This window comes from Mesobacillus maritimus, from assembly GCF_044803185.1.
Taxonomy (GTDB): domain Bacteria; phylum Bacillota; class Bacilli; order Bacillales; family Cytobacillaceae; genus Mesobacillus_B; species Mesobacillus_B maritimus_B.
In genome coordinates this window covers 4,655,134-4,677,712 of the sequence record NZ_CP085225.1, presented here as the reverse complement: position 1 = coordinate 4,677,712, position 22,579 = coordinate 4,655,134, and the positions used below count along the sequence as shown (strand labels likewise).

Here is a 22,579-nt window from a genome sequence, read left to right as displayed (position 1 = left end):
CTTCAACCCACTTTTTACATTTCAATGCTTATTCTAACCAAAGCCGCCAATAGCAAACAAATGATAAGGGACTGTCCCTTTTTATCACAAAACTCATTATATCGTAAATGACTACCTCATGCACTTTAGCCACTGCAATGCATTGGTGAGTATAAATCCCTGTAAATATTGGCATCCTAATGTTGATGGAGGGATGTTTATGGTGAGGAAAGTCATCGTTTGCCTGTCCTTGTTTACCATTTTGCTAATCGGTGCAATCACCCTCGACCGACAGCTTAGCCGTGAATTTTACGATCCTACCGTAGACGAGACACCGGGAATGGTTCAGGTTCAGCAATTAGGCGACGGGTCATATCTTGAATTGAAAAGGTATGAAATATTTGCTCCAAGGGAATACGTCAGAATTATTTCATCTGACGGAAGATAGTAAAAAGGATGAACAAGTGTTCATCCTTTTTTTTATACGATTAAAACAGAAAAAGGTTCTCTTTTTTTGAAAAAAAGTTAAAGTTTTTTTACGGAAACATAAAATTACAGAAAAATTAAAAAAACGGGCTAAAAAACATGCTATAATAGTAAAAATATAATGTATAAAACAGAAAAATTAGATAAGTTTCAAAAGAAAGTTGGGGGAGAATGGAGAAGAAGAATCGGGCTATTTTTATTGATTTTGAATTTACGATGCCTGACCGACATGGGAGAAAGAAAGGGTTTTACCAAGAGATTATTGAAGCTGGAATAGTTCTTGTAGAAAATGGAAAGATCCTCGAAGAATTTTCATCCTTTGTCGTACCAACAAGGTTCCCAAGACTGTCTGAGCGATGTAGGTCGTTTTTAAACATTTCTCAGAAGCAAGTAGATGGAGGCATCTCTTTAGATGAACTCGTAAATAAGTTGAAATCAATGGACAATCAGCAACCGGGACTTGTTATCACATGGGGAAATATGGATATGAAAGTACTTCGACATAATTGTCAACAAGCAGGACTAAAGTTCCCGCTTTCAGGAAAAGAGGTTGACCTTTCAATGGAGTACAAGCGCTTCTTTGGGGATCAGAATCAAACGGGTCTCTGGAAGGCCGTTCAAGAGTACGGAAGAGAAGGTACTGGAAGACATCACCGCGCTCTTGATGATGCACTTACAACCTATCATATTTATAAACTTGTTGAAAAAGATAAACAATACTTAAAGCAGCCAAAACCAACGACAATTGGGGATCGGATTGATTTATCAAAGCTTTTTAATAAATTTGCCTAAAAGCCAGGTCAATGTTTAGTTGAACTGGCTTTTTGTTTACTCTATAAAGGCCATACGCGGCTGAACAGGGCGCTTGCGCTTTTCTATTTGTCTAGCTCCAGCGCCCTAGCGGCTAGTGTCCTTCGCTCTCCGCCGCAACGATTGCGTCAACATCGAATCGCCTCCGGCTCTCCGTGTTTCCTTTATCTCAGTTGGAGTGCTCCAGGCCATACGCCGCTGGACAGGGCGCTTGCGCTTTTCTTATTTAAAATAATCCTTTTCGAGTGTTTCGATATTTTTGATGCTTTGAGCTGCCCATTGTGATTCATCATTTTGTAATGCTTCTTTGAATTGAGCAATCGCGTCTTTTAGCGATGTTTGGTAATCGGGAATGTCATTTTCAAATGATTTTACCATTTTCTTTGGGATATTGGCTTGTTCTCTAAAGGCCAAAGCACGGCGTTCGTGGAAAAATCCTACCTCAACGTCCTTCGGGCTATGTAAATCTCCTTGCATAGGATGCTTCAAAACTGCTAAAACACGGACTAGATAGTGTTCAGGACGAATATCGGTAATTTCCCCAGCGTATTTTCCAGTTTTATAAATACCTGTTACTTTGTCTCCAACTTTAAAATCACTCACTTAAATCTCCCCCTATCTCTGGATTTATTAAATATCTTAGTTTATATTATGGAACATATAAGGAAAAAAAACAAAATGGGTGTTTAAAGTACCTAATTCGAGAATTGGAGGGTAAACGATGCAGAAAAAATTGATGATTTTATTAGCCTTAACCTTAATGATTTTAAGTGCTTGTGGGTCAAACTCTGAATCTCTAGAAGATGGGAATGAAACAGGGGAATCCGATCAAATAGGTGAAAATACAGCAGAGCAAGAGATTATCCCTGAGAGTGACTATTTTCCACAGTTAACAAACGAGGTTGCTGAAAATGAGAGGCTCGTTGAAATGCAAACATCATTAGGAAAGATGAAAATTAAGTTATTTCCGGAACAAGCCCCAAAGGCTGTAGAAAATTTTATCACTCATAGTGAAAAAGGTTATTATGAGGGAGTTACATTCCATCGAGTTATGAATGAGTTTATGATCCAGGGTGGTGACCCAGAAGGGACTGGAAGAGGAGGAGAAAGCATTTATGGTGAGCCATTTGGAGATGAGTTTTCCAATAATTTATTTCATCTTCGTGGTGCTTTATCCATGGCTAATTCTGGTCCGAATACAAATGGTAGCCAATTTTTTATCGTTCAAAACTCCATCTTCCAAGGAGGCTATGAAAAAGAATATCCTGAACAAATTGTCGATGCTTATGAAGCAAATGGTGGCACACCATGGCTTGATTTTAATCACACCGTCTTTGGACAAGTAATTGAAGGGATGGATGTTGTCGATAAGATTGCAGCTGTAGAGACAGAGGCAGGAGACAAACCGGTAGAAGATGTTGTGATTGAGAAAATAGAGGTCCTTCAGTAAACCATTTGGCGATGATAAGCTTTTAAAGTGAATGAACTAATAGATATGCTATAATAGGAGCATGAATGACTGCCTCTTGGCAGAAAGGAAGTCTAGGAAATGAATTGGCTTGTGTTATCTTTATTTCTTTATTTTCCGGAAGATAAATCTGAATATATTCCAGCCGCCATTTGGATGATTGGTGCATTTATTGCAGCTATCTTTGTAATGAGATTTTTTATTAAGGTTTCGAAAAAAGAAGCTGAACATGCGCCGCAACAAACTTTACAAGACGAACGGGAAAAGTAGTTAAATCATTGTTTGGACCCTAATCTTAGGGTCTTTTTTATTTTTCCCTTAAGAATGGTAAAATAGTTTTTTAAATCTAGAAAAAAATAGGTGATGACGATGGAGGCACAGGAACTAAACGTACAACTTGTGAAAATCTTGAATGAATGGGATCCGTTTGGTTGTGGTGACGGAGAATATGATCCGGAAATCGCTGATGTCATTTACGCTGTCCACGAAACAGATGATGCTCATAAACTTGCGATTCGCGTTCAAGGAATTTACGAGTACTCTTTTGAAGAACTTCTTCCCTATGAAGGATGTTTGCTACTGGCAAAAACATTACTTGCGTTAAAAGAACAAGGGTCTTGCCAAATCTGATTGTTATAAGCCAAAAACGGCACGTTCAATTATCTGAACGTTGCCGTTTTTTTAGTTTGTCCATTATTTGTAATTAAAGGGTAACTTTCTCGGTATTTTCAGTCAAATAAGGACGGCTCTAATTGCCCGAGGAGGCTTAGGACAGGGTAAAACGGTAAAATAGAGCGGCTCTAATTGCCCAAAGAGGCCCAAAATAAGGCCAAGCGGTAAAATAGAGCAGCTCTAATTGCCCAAAGAGGCCCAAAACAAGGCCAAGCGGTAAAATAGAGCGGCTCTTAATTGCCCGAGGAGGGTCAAAATAAGGTCAAACGGTAAAATAGAGCAGCTCTAATTGCCCGAAGAGGCCTAAAACAAGGTCAAACGGTAAAATAGAGCGGCTCTAATTACCCGAAGAGGCCCAAAACAAGGCCAAGCGGTAAAATAGAGCAGCTCTAATTGCCCAAAGAGGCCCAAAACAAGGCCAAGCGGTAAAATAGAGCGGCTCTAATTGCCCGAGGAGGGTCAAAATAAGTCAAACGGTAAAATAGAGCGGCTCTAATTGCCCGAGGAGGGTCAAAATATGGTCAAACGGTAAAATAGAGCCACTCTAATTACCATAGTATCCAGCAATAACCCCAACTGTAAAATAGATGCCTCCAATTCAATTTATATATAAGGTAGTTAATACTTTTTTGTAGAATGGATTTTGCCTTTACTCTTCTTCGGCTACTTCGAAAATAAAGTTTTTAATATGCTGATAAACATCTTGCGGTCTTTCTTCAGGGACAAGATGCCCAGTATCTTCAAGAACCGTTAAGGTTGAGTTGGGGAGGTCTTCTGCTAATCGTTTTCCAGTTTGCAAGGGCACAACCTTATCATACTCTCCCCAAATTAAGAGGCAAGGTGTTTGAATCTGGTGGAGTACCTCTGGAGGGAGATCCCCTTCGCGGTGTCGGAGCAGGCCTGTTAGTCCTTTAAAGATGCTATTTTCTAAAAACGGATTCAGATAACCTTCCCGCATTTCATCGTTGATTAATCGTTGGTCATAAACAACATTCCTTAAATTTTTCTCAATCCCCGAACGTGCTAAATACACTTTGATCATTAAATAGAAGAAGGGCAAGTAACTTGCAAGTATGAGTGATTGTTTCGCTCGCTTTGAGTAACCTGAGCTACAAAGCAAAACAGCCTTTTTTGCTTGGGTTGGATAATGGTGAAGAATATTAAGGACAATTTGTCCTCCCATTGAATGACCGACTAAATGATAGTCTGTAATGCCAAGTGTGTTCAGTAGATGTACAATCGTAAGGGCCATATTTTTAAAAGTGTATTGATATTTTGCAGAGTGTCCGCTTTTACCAAATGGAGGAAGGTCAACAGACACAATTGAAAATCTCTCTTTTAATAATGGAACCAAATGTCTGTAGCTAAAAAGAGATGATAAAAATCCGTGTATCAAAACAACGGTTTCCTTAGAAGTTGGATGGTTGTAGTATTCGTAGTATAACTCAATGCCGTTTATAGTTTTGCTTCCAGCAAAATGAGATTTCTCCATAATTGTAACATCGCCCTCCCCGATAACCATTCTTTGGCTAGTTTGTCCTTTTTAAAAAAAATTTTACTTCTTCTCGCAAAACCGGGGGAAAATAAGATATAATGTTTCAGACAATTTTGATATAATAGCTTTATTTAATATGGCTATTTTCGTAAAAATTGTTGTTAAAATTGTAAAAATCTTAAAGCCGATTTTTACTACCTAAAGCCGGTTTTAACGCGAGAAAAGCTATTTGGTACTATAAATATAATGTGCTAAGCTTTTTTCTCAAAATTAACAAGCTATTTTGGTCGTGAAACAAAGTTTTATCACCTATTTTATATCAGAAGGCAATAAATTTTGAGAAAACAGCCTTTATTATTGAGGAGGATATTATGCAGCTTTCAGAAAAAGAATTAGAAATTGTTGAGATTCTCGAGAAGGATTCACGGACTTCAACGGAAGACCTAGCTGCGATGACTGGCCTTGCCGTAAATGAAACAGAAGACCTGCTTCATAGACTAGAAAATCTTAAAATCATTGTTCGATACACTTCCATTGTTGATTGGTCTAGGATTGATGGACATGAAGGAGTAACCGCCATGATTGATGTGAAAGTTACCCCGAAACGAGGGGTAGGGTTTGATGAAATTGCAAAACGAATCTATCGCTACAAAGAAGTGAAGTCTGTCTACTTGATGTCAGGCGCATACGATTTGTCGGTTATTATTGAAGGCCGCTCGATGAATGAGGTGGCTCGATTTGTTTCTAATAAGCTTTCCACCCTTGATTCAGTTATCTCAACGACCACTCATTTTATTTTGAAAAAATACAAACATGATGGAACGATTTTTGATCCGGAGGAAGAAGATAAACGGATTGTGGTGTCTCCATAATGAAAACAACAAATGCTTATTTGTCCAAAACTGTAAATGACTTAAAACCTTCAGGAATTCGGCGTTTCTTCGACCTAGCCTCCGGAATGGAGGGGGTTGTCTCACTTGGTGTAGGTGAGCCAGATTTTGTCACACCTTGGACGGTTAGAGAGGCGGCTATTCTTTCGCTTGAGCAAGGCTACACTTCCTATACGGCTAATGCCGGACTATTGGAGCTTAGACAGGAAATCGCAGCCTATATGGCACGCGAATTCGGCGTGATGTATCAACCAGAAAGTGAGATTATCGTAACGGTGGGAGCAAGCCAAGCAATTGATATTGCCTTGAGGTCCATCCTCGACCCCGGGGATGAAGTCATAGTCGTTGAACCTTGTTTTGTATCTTATAGTCCCTTGGTCACTTTAGCTGGAGGGACTCCTATACATGTACAGGCGGAAACAGAGCAGGAATTTAAGATTTCGCCAGGAAAACTTGAATCCGCGATTACTTCTAAAACGAAAGCAATCATGATTTGTTCTCCAAATAACCCAACGGGTACGATGCTCAACAAGGAAGAATTACAGCAGATTGCGGAGATTGCCGAACGGTATGACCTCCTTGTCCTTTCTGATGAAATTTATGCTGAGCTTGTCTATGACGAGGCGTACACGAGCATGGCTGCCATTAGCGGGATGAAGGAAAGAACCATTTTGATCTCAGGATTTTCTAAAGGGTTTGCGATGACAGGCTGGCGTCTTGGATTTGTTTGTGCCCCTGAGGAGATATCGGCTGCCATGCTTAAGGTTCATCAATATGGCATGATGTGTGCGCCAACAATGGCCCAATATGCAGGACTCGAGGCCATGAAAAACGGTCGCGACGAAGTAGAAGAGATGCGGAAAAGTTATCGCCGCCGGAGAAATTACATGGTTAGTTCCTTCAATGAACTAGGTTTAACCTGCCACTCACCAGGTGGTGCTTTTTACGTTTTCCCGTCCATTCAGTCAACTGGACTGACTTCTGACCAATTTGCTGAACAACTTTTAATGGAAGAAAAGGTGGCTGTTGTACCGGGAAGTGTATTCGGCGAAAGTGGAGAAGGATTTATTCGCTGTTCTTATGCGACGTCGATTGAACAGCTTCAAGAAGCGATAAAGAGAATTCGCAGCTTCCTAGAGAAACGAGCGTCTTCCTAGACTAAGTCTGTTTTCGAAAGATTGTTGTTAAAATCTTAAAGCCGATTTTAACGCAAGATAAGCTAATTCGTCCTTTATAGGAAGTTTGCTGCTCTTTTCTCATAATTAAGAGGCTACTTTGAAGTGAAACAAAGGTTCAGCCAACCCATACTGTATTCAAGAGCAACAAAGGTTGAGAAAAGAGCCAAGAATACAAAAAGAAGGGCAGCCAAAATGGCTGCCCTTTAAAAAAGGGGGGGAATACTAGAAAGCCTTATACTTATAGCATAACCATTTCTGCCAAATCTATACAAAAAATAAAAGCGATCTGGAATTTTAGATCGCCATAAAAAAACTTTTACTTATCTTTTAACAGTACGGATGCAGGGACATCTAGAACGGTGGACAGTTTTAAAATTGTTTGATTCGTTGGAACCTTTTCTCCGGATTCATATTTCTCCATCGTGTCCTTCCCGACCCGTGTTCTTGCTGCTAACTCTTCCAAGCTCAATCCACGTTCTTCTCTGAGAGATTTAATCATTTCACCGATTGAAGCCATCGTTCTTCACCTCTTTATTCAATATTCTAACTATTATTTTATCACGAAAAGAGCATCTTATAGCTCATTTAAATGAACAATTCGTTAATTTCTGTTTGAAAATAGGAGGGAAATATCATTTATGGCCGGTCAAGACTTCCTACGAAAAAAGAATGTTTTGATATTTTTTAATAAACATGGTATAATTTTTTATTGCGTATAAAAGAGATGTATAATCATAAAAAATAGGAGTGTTTTCATGACTGAAAAAATCGAAGCAGGTAGCATATTAACGGGAAAGGTGACCGGAATTCAACCTTATGGAGCGTTCGTTGCACTAGACGACAACACACAAGGTCTAGTTCATATTTCCGAAATTACTCATGGATTTGTTAAAGATATCAATGATCACTTAAAAGTTGGAGATGAAATCCAAGTTAAGGTTCTATCTGTAGATGAAGAAGCAGGTAAAATTGGTCTTTCTATTCGTGCAACACAGGAAGCTCCTGAGCAGCCTGTTAAAGTAAAAAAAGCTAGAAAGCGTGCAGCGGCAATCATTAATCAAGATGATGATTCCCAAGGATTTAACACACTAAAAGACAAGCTTCAAGAGTGGATTACACAATCAAAAATCTAATTTAAAAACAAAAAGCTGCATCCTATGATGCAGCTTTTTCTTGGTGGTTGATTTAAACCCTGTGTTTATATAAAGCTGTTTTCGTAAAGATTGTTGTTAAAATTGTAAAAATCTTAGAGCCGATTTTTACTACCTAAAGCCGATTTTAACGCAAGATAAGCTATTTGGTACGTGATAAGAAGTTTGCGCGCTCTTTTCTCATTAATAAAAGGGTACTTTGAAGGGAAACAAAGCTTAATTTAACCGAATTTGTATCAAAGAGCAACAAAGTTTGAGAAAAAAGCCTTATATAAAGAAAGTAAAAAATCCGCCTTCAAGCGGATTTTTGCCACTAGAATAAAATTAGAGGTCTTATGACCGATTTGGCTCTGTACCCTGCTGTCTTTCCGCAGCTTCGCTTGGAGCAAATAACAAGCCCAGGTTGATTAACCCGGCAAGTCCTACTAAGCCGTAGACAATTCTTGAGAGAGCGGCACCTTGACCACCGAATAGTGAAGCAACTAAATCAAATTGAAAAAAGCCGATTAGCCCCCAATTAATTGCGCCGATAATGGTAAGGATTAATGCTATACGCTGTAGTGTACTCATGAGGTTTCCTCCTTTTAGTATGTCAATATTAAGATGACTCTGCTCCAGTTTTTTTATTCATCTACACCCTTGTAAATCAAAAATATTTACTAAAAGTTTAGGGAATAGTAATATTTTGCAAAGAGTAATTATTTTTTAGATAATAGTCATAAGGGAGTGATTTTATATGGATAATTTTACATTTTGGAATCCGACAAAACTTATTTTTGGAAAGGATCAACTAGAACAACTGAAAACGGAAGTCCCTAAGTATGGAAAAAAAGTCCTTCTAGTTTACGGCGGAGGAAGCATTAAGCGAAATGGACTCTATGATAATGTCATGAATTTACTCAGTGGCATAGGAGCGCAAGTGCATGAACTAGCTGGTGTAGAGCCTAATCCTCGTCTTGCAACTGTACATAAGGGAGTTAAGATTTGTAAAGAAGAGGGTATTGAATTCCTGCTTGCTGTTGGTGGCGGAAGTGTTATAGACTGTACCAAGTTAATTGCCGCAGGTGCGAAGTATGATGGAGACGCTTGGGATATCGTAACCAAAAAGGCGTTCGCGAAAGAAGCATTGCCTTTTGGAACGGTTCTAACGCTTGCTGCAACGGGTTCAGAGATGAATGCTGGTTCAGTTATCACCAATTGGGAAACAAATGAGAAATACGGTTGGGGCAGTCCAGCAGTCTTCCCGAAATTTTCAATCCTTGATTCAGTCAATACCTATACAGTCCCTAAAAACCAAACGATCTACGGGATTGTCGACATGATGTCGCATGTGTTTGAGCATTACTTCCATCTTGAAGAAAATACAGAACTTCAGGACCGGATGTGTGAAGGGTTACTGCTTACAGTGATGGAGACTGCTCCAAAACTACTTGCTGATTTAGAAAACTACGAACACAGAGCAACTGTTCTTTATTCTGGAACAATGGCTTTAAATGGAATGCTTTCAATGGGATATAGAGGAGATTGGGCCACTCATAATATTGAGCATGCAGTTTCAGCCGTTTATGATATTCCGCACGGTGGCGGCTTGGCGATTTTATTCCCTAACTGGATGAAGCATAATTTACATGTGAAGCCAGAGCGCTTCAAGAAGCTAGCAATACGTGTCTTTGGCGTCAACCCAGAAGGAAAAACAGCTGAGGAAGTAGGACTAGAAGGAATTGAAAAACTCCGAGAATTTTGGAATAGCATTGGTGCACCATCACGCCTAGCTGATTATGACATTGATGATAGCAAGCTAGAGGTAATGGCCGATAAAGCAATGATTAATGGTGAGTTCGGGAATTTCACTAAGTTAACCAAAGAGGATGTTCTTAAAATTTATCAGATGTCGCTATAAAACGATGAATTTCAAGGGTTCCAGTACTTATACTGGAACTTTTTTAATTTTTTGTATTGATATGTGATTGGAGCGAAATCAATATCCCGTTTACCATAATCATGTATATTTAGTTCATTTTCTTACGTTATAGAAAAAATGTTTTGTAAAAATTTATTACGCATGCGCTTACATTTATTAGGGCACCTTGATTCTTGAACCAGCTTTGGTTAAAGTGAAAAAGAATAAACGATATGGAGGATCAGGAATGGCACATATTTCTTTTGACTACTCAAAGGCTTTGAGCTTTTTTGGAGAGCATGAAGTTACCTATTTAAGGGATTTTGTTAAAGTGGCTCACCACTCCTTACATGAAAAAACAGGAGCGGGAAGTGATTTTCTAGGATGGATTGATTTGCCTGTGGACTATGACAAAGAGGAGTTTGCACGCATTCAGAAAGCAGCCGAGAAGATTAAAAGTGATTCCGATATTTTGCTAGTCATTGGAATTGGTGGTTCTTATTTAGGAGCACGTGCAGCGTTGGAGTTTTTACAACATAGCTTTTACAATGCTCTTCCAAAAGAGAAGAGACAAACACCGCAAGTCATCTTTGTTGGGAACAATATTAGCTCTACATATATGAAAGATTTAATGGATTTACTTGAGGGTAAAGACTTTTCGATTAATGTCATTTCAAAATCTGGGACAACGACGGAACCTGCGCTAGCCTTCCGGATTTTCCGTAAGCTTCTTGAAGAAAAGTATGGAGCTGAAGAGGCAAAAAAGCGTACTTATGCTACAACGGATAAGGCAAGAGGAGCGCTTAAAACGCTAGCTGATGAAGAAGGTTATGAAAGTTTTGTCATTCCAGATGATGTGGGTGGACGTTATTCAGTATTGACTGCAGTAGGGCTTTTACCAATTGCCGTTGGTGGTGCTGATATTCAGGCCATGATGACCGGGGCAGCTCAGGCCAGAGAAGATTTTAGCCAGTCAGAGCTTGAAGATAACCTTGCTTATCAGTATGCGGCTGTTCGTAATGTTCTTTACAATAAGGGAAAAACGATTGAAATGCTTATCAATTACGAGCCGTCTTTAATGTACTTTTCAGAGTGGTGGAAACAATTGTTTGGCGAAAGTGAAGGAAAAGACCAAAAAGGAATCTATCCTTCATCCGCTAATTTCTCGACTGATTTACACTCTCTTGGCCAATATGTACAAGAAGGCCGTCGAGATCTTTTCGAAACGATTATAAAAGTAGAAAAGCCACGTCATGAATTAACAATTGAAAAGGAAGCAAATGACCTTGATGGCTTGAATTATCTTGCTGGTCAAACAGTGGACTTTGTTAACAATAAGGCGTTTGAGGGAACTTTATTAGCTCACACAGATGGTGGCGTGCCAAATTTAATTGTTTCCATTCCGCAGCTTGATGAGTATACATTTGGTTATCTAGTGTATTTCTTTGAAAAAGCTTGTGCAATGAGTGGTTATCTCCTTGGTGTGAATCCATTCGACCAACCTGGTGTAGAAGCGTATAAGGTGAATATGTTTGCGCTCTTAGGGAAGCCAGGCTTTGAAGAAAAGAAAGCCGAGCTAGAAAAACGCTTGAAATAATACTTCAACAACATAACAAAGGGAGTTTTTGTAAAGTGTTGTTAAAATCCAAGAGCCGATTTTAACGAAAGTACAGCTAGTTAGTTCGTTTTATATCCATTTGCAGGCTCTTTTCTCATAATTGAAGATTTTTGCAGAATAGAATTTGCTTAAATAATTGTTTTTATATTCAAAAGCAACGAATTTTGAGAAAAGAGCCTAACGAAAAGAGTGCCAGTGAAAAAATGGCACTCTTTTTTATTGATGAAATTCTCCTGCTTGACAAAGACTAGAGAAAAAAAGAGAAGGGGAGAAAAACATGATTGAAATTCCATCAAGGATTGAAGGGCACCGAATAGTCTTGTCCGAACTTGAAGAAAAGTTAAAACCGATGGGCTATACAATTGGCGGCAACTGGGATTATGACCACGGTAGTTTTGATTATAAAATTTCAGATAAAGATGGGTACCTCTTTTTAAGAATCCCCTTTGATGCCATAGAAGGACAGCTAGATGTTGATGGATGTAGGGTTGAAATATCTCGCCCTTTTCTTTTAGCCCATGTCTATGAAAAAGGCTTAGATGATCATGCGCATAGTAGTAATACTACTGCCGCCTTTAACCAATTTTCCGAACCAGACGAAAAAGATGGAGACGTTCCGACTCGATACGTAGAAATTGGACAATCTCTCCTAAAAGAAGTAGAATCCACTTTGCTTTAAGGCTTATTGCTAATAACCAAAAGATGGTCTTCTTTTTCAACAGTCATATCAGGGTGGGGATGGACATGAATTTCCTCCCCTTTTTTTATGCCTAACAAAATGGCCTCTTTTCCTAAAAAATATAAACTAACTTGCCTAATGCTTTTCCCTATCGTATCTCCGGTCGTTTGAAGATACCTGAGTTGAATCCCACTTTTTAATTGAGATAATAAATCTGAAAGTGGATTTACCATCCCTGTAGAATGAATACTGTCTAATATAATCGCACTTGTGAGTTTATTTGTTTTAATTACTTCGTCCGCTCCAGCACGTTTAGCGTTATTTAACTGCTCTTCAGTCAAAATCTCAACAATGCACAGAATGTCAGGATTTAGCCCTTTAATGGCTAAAAGGGTAAGGACTGTATTCATATCGGCTTGAAGCTCATCTAAGTTTTGATCCGCTGTTATGATAACCTTTTGGGACTGACCGATATTGGCTCTAATCAACACCTCGTCTCGTAATGCCTTCCCTTTTATAAAATGGAGATGGTGAAAGGGCAATGGATTGCTTTTCAGTGATTCATCAATCAGAATAATGGGCTGTTTTGTTTCTGAGAAAGAACGAATGATTTCTTTTGAACGCTCATTCCAACCAATAATGATTAAATGACCTTCCCCCTTATAATGAGCTTCCCCTTTTTGATATTCATCTTGTTTGGTTACGGCAATGCTCGACAATGTAGCGAAGTAGGTAGATAAAAATCCTGCACCAACTAATAACAACAACACAGCGGTCAGTCTCCCCGAAAGGCTAAGTGGGATGTAGTCCCCATAGCCAACCGTAGAAGCGGTAATGACCGCCCACCATATCCCGTCAAAAACAGTTGGGAAATTCTCCGGCTCTAATAAGTGAATGAAAACTCCGAAAAGACAAATTAAGATAGCAGTTATGAGTAGAATCCTTAAAAGAAGCGGTAATCTGACAAAGCGGATATAAAGATGTTGCGGCACAAGTTTTTCACTCCTTTAAAACATAAATGATTCACTTAAATATTATTGCCAAAAAGAGGAAAGGTGAAACAACAGAAAAGATGTGCAAGCACCCAACCCATTTGGATGTTAGACGCATAATCTAAAATCAAAGGAGGGAATCAATAATGAATTATACCGCATTTCTTTTTTTTGCGTGTATTCTTGTAGGGTTTGCCCTTTTAAGGGTTAAAGCCATAGGGATATTGGTAGGTCTCGCTGCGTTTTTAGAAATTGTCGCAGTCCTTGTTATTCTCATTTTCTCATTTGCACTTCTCTATATCGGCTTTAGAACTCTCTTTAGTAAAACCTGGAGATAATTGACTTATATTTTTGCGTGAGGGCGGAAACGCCTTCTTTTTTTAGTCTCTTTTCTCAAACTTTGTTGCTTTTGGATACAAGGTAGGGTGGATGAAGCTTTGTTTCACTGAAAAATAGCATTTTAATTATGAGAATAGAGCTGCAAACTTACTATAAAGTACAAAATAACTTACCTTGCGTTAAAATCGGCTTTAAGATTTTTACAATTTTAACAACAATCTTTACGCCAACAGTCCTTTTTTATGTATTCTTTTAATGTTACTCTCAATCTCGCCTAACTTTTATAAATAAAATTCATAATAAAGGGGGATTTGGTAAATATCTAACTACAGTACCATTATTTAGATTTAGGCTAGAAATGGGGAGGGCTGATCATGTTTAGACTTCTGAAAAAACTGACGGGGCGCAAGCAGAAACTGAAGCGAGTCAATATAAAGGATACCCTAGGCAATCAAGCAAATCAGAAGAATCAGCCTGTATCTCACCAAATCGATGAAAATATTGAACTAATTAAAAAGATTTATCAGTTCCCTGATAATACAGATGTTAAGTTTAGAGAATTTAGGATAGGCGGTACTGGTAAACGTGTTGCTTTCTTTTTTATCAGTTCGATTACGGATGTTAGAACAGTTGAAGATAGTGCAATTAAGCCACTATTACTAGCTACTGAAACGAATGCTAGAATTGATCAAATCATTTCAACACAAAATGTAACATCACTTCCAGACATTGACGAGGCCGTTACCAATATCAATACTGGTAATGCGGTCATTTTTGTTGATAACGTTACCAAAGCCTACGCATTTGAATGTGCAAATTTTCAAGGAAGAGCAGTAGAAAGAGCAGAAAATGAAGTGTTAATAAAGGGGTCGAAAGAAGCCCTCACCGAAAAGGTGATTGTCAATTTATCTTTAATTCGAAAACGGATTAAAAATGAAAGTTTGATTGCGGAATCGGTAACCATTTCGGAGCGATCAAAGAATGAAGTGTTTATGCTTTATATTCGCAATCTTGCAGATGATGAACTTGTCGGCAATATAAAAAAGAGACTACAGTCTCTTGATATCGACGCGATCCAGAACCTTTCCCTATTAGAGCAGTATATCGAAGAAAGAAGATTATCCCTCTTTCCGAGTATTCTTTATTCGGAGAGACCAGATCGTGCGGCCTCTTTTTTAGAAGATGGACATATTATTTTGTTAATGGACAATTCGCCAGATGCTCTTATCCTTCCGGCTACTTTTTGGTCTTTTTTTCATACTCCTGAGGAACATTATCTTAGGTTTTTCTTCGGAAACTTTGTTAGGTTTATCAGAGCGATGGCAATGTTTATTACGATTTTTACATCCGCAATTTACGTTGCTGTTACCTCTTATCATTCTGAAATGATTCCGCCAGATTTATTGTTAGCTATCGCCGGATCTAGGGAAAAGGTTCCATTTCCTGTTTTTTTTGAAATTCTTCTAATGGAGGCTGCTTTCGAGCTAATCAGGGAGGCAGGACTAAGAGTTCCTAATCCGATGGGTCCAACAATCGGTATTGTAGGGGCTTTGATTCTGGGACAAGCAGCAGTAGAAGCAAATATTATTAGTCCTATCGTAATTATTGTAGTTGCCCTAAGTGGTTTAACCTCTTTTACCATTAGCGATGTCAGCTTAAACTTTGCACTAAGGATAATCCGGTTTTTATTTATTTTTGCTTCGGGTCTTTTCGGAATTGTTGGAATGACCTCCTTGTTTGCGATAGGAATTTTTTATTTAGTTTCCTTAAAATCTTTCGGTGTCCCGTATTTATCGCCAATGACCCCTAATTATGTCTCATCAGGAGATACGATATTTAGAAGAGTCATCACAAATGAACAGTTTCGACCTGGTTATTTAAAGCCAACCGATTTGAAAAAGAAAAGTGATGGGGCTGCAAAATGAAACAGACAGAAGGGAAAATTGGAATAAGAGAATATGTGGCGATTGTTTTATTAACAGTTGGGACGAAACTATCAGATGATACTCCAACGCTATTATATAGTACGGCAAAAAATTCAGCCTGGATTTCAATGTTGTTAATCGGTGTCCTAACTGTGGTACCAATCTTTTTAATAATAAAAGTGTTTTCAGTTCATAGGGATAAAAGTTTACATGAACTCAACCTTCATCTGTTTGGCAACATTCTAGGGAACATCCTATCAGTTGGCATGCTTGCTTTTGGTTTCGCTGCCGTAGTGCTCGATACCGCTACATATGTAAATATTATCAGTACAATCTATTTTACAAAGACACCTTCAATTGCTCTCTATATCATCTTGATGATTGTGTGTGGTTATGGTGCGAAAAAAGGGATTGAACATATTGGTTCAGCAGCATGGGTTGCCCTTTTTTACTTGAAAACGACCTTGGCTTTTGCGCTTATCCTTGCTTTTACAAAAGGAAATTTAAAGTTTATATTTCCGTTATGGGGACCAGGAGCCTCGGAAATCGTCAAAACATCCGCAAGTAAAGTGTCGATTTTTGCTGATTTTTATTTCGTAGGAATCATTGCTCCCGTTGTGAATACTTTCAAAGAATTTAAGAAGGGAACACTTTTAGCGTTTTCTGTTGTTTTAATAGAGATAACCGTGGCATTAATCATCTATGTCATGCTCTTTGATTTTACTTCAATAGAGGTAATTAGCTATCCCTTTCACGAGTTAATTCTTTATATCTCGATTGGATTTCTAAACAATGTGGAGAGTATTTTTTTGCCTTTTTGGTTAATTGCAGCATTTATTCGATTTGCGTTTTATTTATATCTGGTTCTCGTATTATTTGGGGCGATATTTAAAATTAAGGAATATGAGTATCTTGTCCCAGTGATGGTGGTTCTCATTATTTTTCTTGGGATTACTCCCAATAACGCAACCCACACTGTCCCTTATTTAAGAGAGCAACTGCTAACAATTCTAAGCCCAATCTTCTTAATTCTACCCTGCTTAATGTGGCTTGTCGCTAAGGTAAGGGGGGACTTTAAAAATGAAGTTAAAAAGGATTTGTAAAATCTGTCTCTTGTATCTCCTTTTGTTGAGTTTAGCAGGATGCTGGGACCAAAAAGGACTTGATCGGCAAGTGTTTGTAATCGGAATCGGAATAGATAAAGCAGAAGAAAAAGGGAAGATAAATGTAACCTATTTGATTGCGAATCCGGAGGTCGGCACGTCACCAGCAGGAGGGTCTACGGATGAACCCTCCTTAATGACGGTAACGATGCGTGCATCAGACTTTGTTTCGATGAGGAATAACGCAAATACGATCATTGCAAGAGAAATTTCCTATGATTTATTAAGTGTTATTTTTGTTTCTGAAGAATTTGCGCAAGAAGAAGAATTCATTCGTTTCCTTTATACGGCCGAAAAGGATAGAGAAATAAAACGAGATGTCACTTTAGTTGTGACCAAGGAGAAGGTTAAAGATTTTTTTGAAAAAAACAACCCGAAATTTTTAAGACGACCACATAAATACTATGAGTTTATGCTTGAACGTGGCACTGAGATAGGCGTCATACCTGACTCGGAACTGCATCATTTTTTTAGAGTGACTGAGGAGGATGCTAATCTATTCTTAAGCGCATATGCCACCTCCCAAGTACGCACTAAAAAGGACAAATTTCGGATAAATGAGATGGATGCCCTTGCAGGCGATTTGAGAGTGGAAGGAGATGCAAATAACGCACAGTTTCTTGGTTCTGCTGTTTTCTTAGAAGGGAAAATGATTGGTACCCTGACAGGTGTTGAAAACAGAATTGTCATGTTTTTACATGATGCGATAACCGTTCGTGATGTTCTGACGGTGTTCCCAGACCCCTTTAAAGAGGACTATCATATAACAGTAAGAATCATGAAACAAAAAAAAACGAAGGTGAAAATGGATTTGAAAGCCAAGCCACCACGAATCCATGTAACACTTCCGTTGACTCTAGATATACTAACTGATCCAAGTATGGAAAACCCTGTTGAAAGTAAACAGAAGGTAGAGAAATTACGCAATGCATTAGAAAAGAAAATGGAAAGCGAAGCAATGGAAGTTGTCCGAATTAGTCAAGAAGAATTTAAAGCAGAGCCATTCGGTTGGTCATTACATGCAAGAAGGGAATTTAAAACCTTACAGGAGTATATGGATTTTGACTGGATGAAAACCTATCCTGAAATGAAGGTAGACATTGATGTGGAAATTCGTTTCGGGAAATTCGGCAGACAACCAAGAACACCTAGCTATGAGGGGGTAAGGGATTGAAGGAAGCATGAATATTTTTATAGGCATTGCTGTTATAATGGTTTTTCTGTATACAATGGGTTTTGCGATATCATTATGGAAGAATAAAAATAAAATCGGGGCTATAGCTGTGTTTCTACTCGCTTCTATTGCATTAGTACTCCCGTATTTTACGTATTTTAAAACATAAAGGAATAATAGATTTAGCAGCTCTTTTACATCTAAAAGGAGCTGCTTTTTGTCGGAATTTATTCTCTTTACAATCACTGGGGTCAGGAGTATGATTACCTCATCTCATAAGTTATAAAACAAAGTACATAAAAATTACCACATCTACTAATGCGTAATGGGAAAAAATTTCTCATAAGGAGTACGCTATGGGTACATTTAAGAAGCCTAAACTAGATGCTCCAAAGATTCTTGCTTTGGGGTTTGTCGGAATAATCCTAGTTGGTACACTATTGCTATCCCTTCCCTTGGCAACAAAAGATGGCCTAGGCATGCCATTTATAGATGCCTTATTTACCGCAACCTCCGCAACCTGTGTCACAGGACTTGTTGTCGTGGATACGGGTGAGACGTTTACCACCTTCGGTCAACTGGTTATTCTAGGATTAATACAAATAGGTGGTCTTGGGTTTATGAGTATAGCCACCATGGTTGCGATTATTTTGGGAAGGAAGGTTACCCTAAAAGAAAGACTGTTACTTCAGGCATCGTGGAACAATCTTACGATGGGGCGGATTGTTCTTTTAGTAAAGGAAATCCTCCTATTTACAGTGATTGTTCAAATAGCAGGAGCGATTATCCTTACTATCCGTTTTGCTAAGGTTTGGTCATTAGGAAAAGCTAGTTATTATGGGGTATTTCATGCGATTTCCAATTTTAATAATGCAGGGTTCGATTTAATGGGCGGGTTCGCTGGATTTACCAGCTATGTTAGTGACCCTGTTGTGAATATCACTTTAATGAGCTTGATTATTTGTGGGGGCTTGGGTTTTATTGTTTTAAAAGAATTAATTTCATATAGAGTGGAACGGCAACTTAGCCTACACTCAAAAACGGTTCTATCCCTTTCTGCTGGTTTAATTTTAGGAGGAGCAATTCTACTTTTTATCTTTGAGTATCAAAATCCGAAATCATTGCAGCTTCTTTCAGTAGAAGGTAAGATATTGGGGGCACTTTATCAGTCTGTTAGTTCAAGAACAGCGGGTTCAAATACACTAATTATTTCTGAGTTCACACAGACCAGCATATTAGTCATCCTGTTCTTAATGTTCATTGGGGCTTCACCAGGATCTACAGGTGGTGGAATTAAAACGACGACATTCGCAGTACTAATTAGTGGGATAAAAGCTCAAATTAAAGGAAAGGCAGACGTAACCTTCTTCGGTAGGAGTCTCTCTCCTGAGACATTATATAAGGCTTGGACCGTTGCTGCTAGTTCTCTCATGTTCGTCCTCGCTGTAACGGTGATTTTGACCATTACTGAGCCAGGGAAAGATTTATTATTGCTGCTATTTGAAGCGACGTCGGCTTTTGCAACCGTGGGGTTATCCTTGGGACTCACACCTGAGTTATCTGTCCTTGGTAAGATTGTTATTATCATTACGATGTATGTTGGGAGGCTCGGTCCATTGACGTTTGCTTTAGCGGTCCTATTAAGAAAAAGTGAGAACCATTACCGTTTGCCACCGGGCAAGATTATGATTGGTTAGGAGGAAATCCTAGAATGAAAAAGCAGTATGCTGTCATTGGAATGGGTAGGTTTGGCTCAAGCGTTGCTACGACCTTATACAGAGAAGGCAATGAGGTGCTCGCAATTGATAAAAATGAAGAAAACATAAATGATTACAAGGACTTTGTTTCCTACGCTGTTATTGGTGATGCTACAGAAGAGGAAACAATGAGAGATGTAGGAATAAAAAACTTTGATACTGTAATTGTGGCTATTGGCGATGATATTCAGGCAAGTATACTTGCTGTGCTTTTACTAAAAGAAATGGGCGTTAAACATGTCGTTGCAAAAGCCTTAACAAAGAACCACGGTCAGGTACTATCTAAAATTGGAGCAGATAAGGTAATCTTTCCGGAAAAAGATATGGGTGAAAGAGTCGCTCACTATTTAATGGCTGCCCCGAATGTATTGAATTTTATTGAGCTTTCAGGAACATATAGTATAGAAGAGATTCATGTACCAAAAAGTATGATGGGAAAAAATTTGCGGGAACTCAGTCTAAGGAGCAAATACAATGTAACCGTTGTGGCGATAAAGGAAAAAAACCACATTAATATATCTCCAGATCCAGAAGAAAAATTGGAAGTGGATGATATTTTACTCGTGATTGGGGAAAACAGTGATCTAGAAAATTTTGCGAATCTAACTTAAAGGCTGCCGAGAAAATAATAACTCGGCAGCCTTTTGGCTGTGGGGGAATATGAAGGAAGTTTTAAACGGTTTTGGGGAAAGTATACATTATAGAAGAGGTTCATACACCTTTTCAAATTGAGTTACAATAAGGGGAACTTATGAGACAAAAAGATATTTTCTTGGCATTTTTACGAGTAGGTTTACTTGGGTACGGTGGTGGTCCATCTTCAATCCCTTTAGTGCATAAAGAAGTGGTTGAAAAATACAAATGGATGAATACCGATGAATTTAGTGACATTCTAGCGTTAGGGAATGCACTCCCAGGACCAGTGGCAACGAAGATGGCAGGATATATTGGCTATAGGGTTGGTGGGGTTCTTGGCATGCTCAATGCATTGATTGCTTCAGTAGTACCTACAATCATTCTTTTGGTCATACTCTTAACCAGTTTAAATGCTTATAAGAATGAACCTTGGGTGAAAGGAATGGCAGAGGCCGTTGTACCTGTTGTTACAGTCATGCTAGCTGTTCTTACTTGGGGGTTTGTAAAAAAATCTGGGGAATCACCACTTGGATGGGGTTGGTCAGTGGGGTTAATCTTGGTAAGTTTTTTCTTGTTAGAAGTTTTACACCTTCATCCTGCTATTCTTATCTTTGTGTTATTGGCAGGTGCCCTTCTTAAAGGGAACTCCACTGAGAAAGAAAAGAATAAGGAGCAAAAGAATTTATGATTTATATAAAAATCTTTTGGGCCTTTTTCATCCCTGGGATCCTAGGGTATGGAGGGGGACCTGCATCAATTCCACTTATTGAAAATGAGGTTGTCGATGAATATGGCTGGATGACAGTGAATGAATTTAGTGAGGTACTTGCCATTGGGAATGCTCTACCAGGTCCAATCGCAACAAAAATGGCCGGATATATTGGTTATACACAAGGTGGTGCCCTAGGTGCAACTGTGGGAGTGTTTGCCACCGTTGCGCCTTCACTCATTTTAATGCTTGGTTTACTCGGTTTGTTGATGAAATATAAAGAATCGCCAAGAGTAAAAAGGCTGACTATAGTCGTGAGACCGGTCATTGCGGTGCTACTTGGCGTGATGACTTATGATTTTTTTCGATCTTCTTATGAAGATGTCGGTACCATACAAACAATCATCATTGGCGGCATAGCCTATGTTTTAATGGAAAAGGTAAAAATTCATCCGGCGTATGTAATTAGCGCTGCCCTCATTTATGGAGCCCTTGTTCTAGCTTAACTGGAATGAGGGTTTTTTCTTGTCCTTCTATTCAGTTGCGTCTTATGCCTGTCGGGATTGTTCAAGGCGCTTACGCTTTTCTCTTGACCGATAGTTTACCTGTGGTTAAAATGTTTCCTAAAGGAAACTTTCTTAGAATTGTGCATAGACTGAAAATATAAGTAGTTAAGCATGATAAGAATGGGGGATTTTATATGCCTGAAAATATATTATTTGCTTTTGGTTTAACATTAATGGCTGGGCTCGCCACCGGGATTGGTAGTATTTTGGCCTTTTTTACATCTAGGACGAATACAAGGTTTTTATCATTAGCTCTGGGATTTTCGGCAGGTGTAATGATCTATGTCTCCATGATTGAAATATTTGTGAAAGCACAAGATGCACTTACAGGTGCGCTAGGAGATGGTTTAGGGAACTGGATCACTGTAGGAGGATTCTTTGGGGGAATGGTCTTAATCGCCATAATCGACAAGTTTATCCCAAAACAATCCAATCCCCATGAACTTAAGAAAGTCGAGGATATGAATAAGCAGAATGTAGATCAAGATCCTGCTTTGCTAAAAATGGGCGTATTTACAGCATTGGCAATCGGAATCCATAACTTTCCAGAGGGGATTGCCACGTTTACATCAGCGCTCCAAGATCCAGCCTTAGGTGTTGCTATTGCCATTGCAATCGCCATCCACAATATTCCTGAAGGAATTGCTGTATCGGTCCCTGTTTATTTTGCAACTGGGGATAAGAAAAAGGCTTTTAAATTATCTTTTTTATCTGGTCTATCTGAGCCTGTTGGTGCAATTGTCGCATTTCTTTTCTTAATGCCTTTTCTAAACGATGTTATGTTCGGAGTAATTTTCGCAGCAGTAGCCGGGATTATGGTCTTTATCTCCTTGGATGAATTACTTCCGGCCGCTAAAAAATATGATGAGGCTCATATGTCCATCTATGGTCTCATAGGAGGAATGGCTGTTATGGCCATCAGTCTCTTGCTGTTTATTTAAGGCTGTTTTCGTAAAAATTGTAAAAATCTTAAAGCCGATTTTAACGCAAGA

The 22,579-nt window shown here is 38.7% G+C and carries 25 protein-coding genes; 20 read left to right on the top strand and 5 right to left on the bottom strand.

The features are described 5' to 3' along the window. The first annotated feature begins 199 nt into the window (after window positions 1–199). Together LG336_RS22720 and kapD are read left to right on the top strand one after the other, a co-directional pair. A complete protein-coding gene (locus LG336_RS22720; RefSeq protein ID WP_404329715.1) occupies window positions 200–427 on the top strand; it encodes a hypothetical protein in 228 nt (75 codons plus the stop codon). Between the two features lie 209 nt (window positions 428–636). Further along, window positions 637–1,257, top strand: coding sequence for a 3'-5' exonuclease KapD (kapD, locus tag LG336_RS22715; protein WP_404329714.1), 621 nt, complete (start codon window positions 637–639; stop codon window positions 1,255–1,257). A 240-nt stretch (window positions 1,258–1,497) separates the two neighbouring features. Here kapD and LG336_RS22710 read toward each other — a convergent pair whose 3' ends face one another. Then, window positions 1,498–1,878 carry a kinase-associated lipoprotein B gene (locus LG336_RS22710; protein ID WP_404329713.1) on the bottom strand — a complete coding sequence of 127 codons (381 nt, stop codon included), beginning with the start codon at window positions 1,876–1,878 and terminating at the stop codon, window positions 1,498–1,500. A gap of 118 nt (window positions 1,879–1,996) precedes the next feature. On the opposite strand from LG336_RS22710, the gene LG336_RS22705 reads away from it, so the two are divergent. The 3 genes from LG336_RS22705 to LG336_RS22695 all read left to right on the top strand — a co-directional run bounded on the left by LG336_RS22705 (window position 1,997) and on the right by LG336_RS22695 (window position 3,373). Continuing rightward, a complete protein-coding gene (locus LG336_RS22705; protein ID WP_404329712.1) occupies window positions 1,997–2,725 on the top strand; it encodes a peptidylprolyl isomerase in 729 nt (242 codons plus the stop codon). 99 nt (window positions 2,726–2,824) lie between these two features. Continuing rightward, window positions 2,825–3,013 carry a hypothetical protein gene (locus tag LG336_RS22700; protein WP_404329711.1) on the top strand — a complete coding sequence of 63 codons (189 nt, stop codon included), beginning with the start codon at window positions 2,825–2,827 and terminating at the stop codon, window positions 3,011–3,013. Between the two features lie 99 nt (window positions 3,014–3,112). Continuing rightward, window positions 3,113–3,373: a DUF1871 family protein gene (locus tag LG336_RS22695; protein WP_404329710.1), complete on the top strand. Its 261-nt coding sequence runs from the start codon at window positions 3,113–3,115 to the stop codon at window positions 3,371–3,373. A 691-nt stretch (window positions 3,374–4,064) separates the two neighbouring features. Here LG336_RS22695 and LG336_RS22690 read toward each other — a convergent pair. After that, window positions 4,065–4,907, bottom strand: a complete 843-nt coding sequence (locus tag LG336_RS22690) for an alpha/beta fold hydrolase (RefSeq protein WP_404329709.1) — start codon at window positions 4,905–4,907, stop codon at window positions 4,065–4,067. Window positions 4,908–5,281: 374 nt separating this feature from the next. Between LG336_RS22690 and LG336_RS22685 the strand changes: the two genes are divergently transcribed. Then, complete coding sequence (locus LG336_RS22685) at window positions 5,282–5,782, top strand: Lrp/AsnC family transcriptional regulator (protein ID WP_404329708.1); 501 nt, start codon at window positions 5,282–5,284, stop codon at window positions 5,780–5,782. After that, a complete protein-coding gene (locus tag LG336_RS22680) occupies window positions 5,782–6,957 on the top strand; it encodes an aminotransferase (protein WP_404329707.1) in 1,176 nt (391 codons plus the stop codon). Before LG336_RS22685 ends, LG336_RS22680 begins: the two co-directional genes overlap by 1 nt. 337 nt (window positions 6,958–7,294) lie before the next feature. Here LG336_RS22680 and LG336_RS22675 read toward each other — a convergent pair whose 3' ends face one another. Continuing rightward, a complete protein-coding gene (locus LG336_RS22675; RefSeq protein WP_404329706.1) occupies window positions 7,295–7,495 on the bottom strand; it encodes a helix-turn-helix domain-containing protein in 201 nt (66 codons plus the stop codon). 238 nt (window positions 7,496–7,733) lie between these two features. Between LG336_RS22675 and yugI the strand changes: the two genes are divergently transcribed. Further along, window positions 7,734–8,111, top strand: a complete 378-nt coding sequence (yugI, locus tag LG336_RS22670) for a S1 domain-containing post-transcriptional regulator GSP13 (protein ID WP_404329705.1) — start codon at window positions 7,734–7,736, stop codon at window positions 8,109–8,111. 351 nt (window positions 8,112–8,462) lie between these two features. Here the strand turns inward: yugI and LG336_RS22665 are convergent, their stop codons facing one another. Next, entirely contained in the window at window positions 8,463–8,699 is a 237-nt protein-coding gene (locus LG336_RS22665; RefSeq protein ID WP_404329704.1) for a DUF378 domain-containing protein, read from the bottom strand. Between the two features lie 166 nt (window positions 8,700–8,865). Here LG336_RS22665 and LG336_RS22660 point away from each other — a divergent pair, with 166 nt between their 5' ends. The 3 genes from LG336_RS22660 to LG336_RS22650 all read left to right on the top strand — a co-directional run bounded on the left by LG336_RS22660 (window position 8,866) and on the right by LG336_RS22650 (window position 12,326). Next, entirely contained in the window at window positions 8,866–10,029 is a 1,164-nt protein-coding gene (locus LG336_RS22660; RefSeq protein ID WP_404329703.1) for an iron-containing alcohol dehydrogenase, read from the top strand. Window positions 10,030–10,276: 247 nt separating this feature from the next. Then, window positions 10,277–11,626: a glucose-6-phosphate isomerase gene (locus tag LG336_RS22655; RefSeq protein ID WP_404329702.1), complete on the top strand. Its 1,350-nt coding sequence runs from the start codon at window positions 10,277–10,279 to the stop codon at window positions 11,624–11,626. A 298-nt stretch (window positions 11,627–11,924) separates the two neighbouring features. Then, window positions 11,925–12,326: a YugN-like family protein gene (locus LG336_RS22650; protein ID WP_404329701.1), complete on the top strand. Its 402-nt coding sequence runs from the start codon at window positions 11,925–11,927 to the stop codon at window positions 12,324–12,326. On the opposite strand, the gene LG336_RS22645 is transcribed toward LG336_RS22650, so the two are convergent. After that, window positions 12,323–13,318: a potassium channel family protein gene (locus LG336_RS22645; protein WP_404329700.1), complete on the bottom strand. Its 996-nt coding sequence runs from the start codon at window positions 13,316–13,318 to the stop codon at window positions 12,323–12,325. The two genes, LG336_RS22650 and LG336_RS22645, sit on opposite strands and share 4 nt — an antisense overlap. A 146-nt stretch (window positions 13,319–13,464) precedes the next feature. On the opposite strand from LG336_RS22645, the gene LG336_RS22640 reads away from it, so the two are divergent. From LG336_RS22640 to zupT, 9 genes are all read left to right on the top strand, one after another. Continuing rightward, window positions 13,465–13,656, top strand: a complete 192-nt coding sequence (locus LG336_RS22640) for a hypothetical protein (protein ID WP_404329699.1) — start codon at window positions 13,465–13,467, stop codon at window positions 13,654–13,656. Between the two features lie 375 nt (window positions 13,657–14,031). Next, a complete protein-coding gene (locus tag LG336_RS22635; protein WP_404329698.1) occupies window positions 14,032–15,582 on the top strand; it encodes a spore germination protein in 1,551 nt (516 codons plus the stop codon). Beyond that, window positions 15,579–16,685, top strand: a complete 1,107-nt coding sequence (locus LG336_RS22630) for an endospore germination permease (protein ID WP_404329697.1) — start codon at window positions 15,579–15,581, stop codon at window positions 16,683–16,685. Before LG336_RS22635 ends, LG336_RS22630 begins: the two co-directional genes overlap by 4 nt. Beyond that, a complete protein-coding gene (locus LG336_RS22625) occupies window positions 16,663–17,919 on the top strand; it encodes a Ger(x)C family spore germination protein (RefSeq protein WP_404329696.1) in 1,257 nt (418 codons plus the stop codon). The genes LG336_RS22630 and LG336_RS22625 overlap by 23 nt, the downstream gene beginning before the upstream one ends. Window positions 17,920–18,275: 356 nt before the next feature. Further along, the gene (locus LG336_RS22620; RefSeq protein ID WP_404329695.1) at window positions 18,276–19,616 is read left to right on the top strand and encodes a TrkH family potassium uptake protein; all 1,341 of its coding nucleotides are present in this window, start codon (window positions 18,276–18,278) and stop codon (window positions 19,614–19,616) included. A 14-nt stretch (window positions 19,617–19,630) separates the two neighbouring features. Beyond that, window positions 19,631–20,287: a potassium channel family protein gene (locus LG336_RS22615; protein WP_404329694.1), complete on the top strand. Its 657-nt coding sequence runs from the start codon at window positions 19,631–19,633 to the stop codon at window positions 20,285–20,287. A 140-nt stretch (window positions 20,288–20,427) separates the two neighbouring features. Beyond that, a complete protein-coding gene (locus tag LG336_RS22610) occupies window positions 20,428–21,000 on the top strand; it encodes a chromate transporter (RefSeq protein WP_404329693.1) in 573 nt (190 codons plus the stop codon). Further along, on the top strand, window positions 20,997–21,527 hold the full coding sequence (locus LG336_RS22605; RefSeq protein WP_404329692.1) for a chromate transporter: 531 nt from the start codon (window positions 20,997–20,999) through the stop codon (window positions 21,525–21,527). Before LG336_RS22610 ends, LG336_RS22605 begins: the two co-directional genes overlap by 4 nt. A gap of 194 nt (window positions 21,528–21,721) precedes the next feature. Further along, window positions 21,722–22,528, top strand: coding sequence for a zinc transporter ZupT (gene zupT / locus LG336_RS22600; RefSeq protein ID WP_404329691.1), 807 nt, complete (start codon window positions 21,722–21,724; stop codon window positions 22,526–22,528). Window positions 22,529–22,579: the final 51 nt, after the last annotated feature.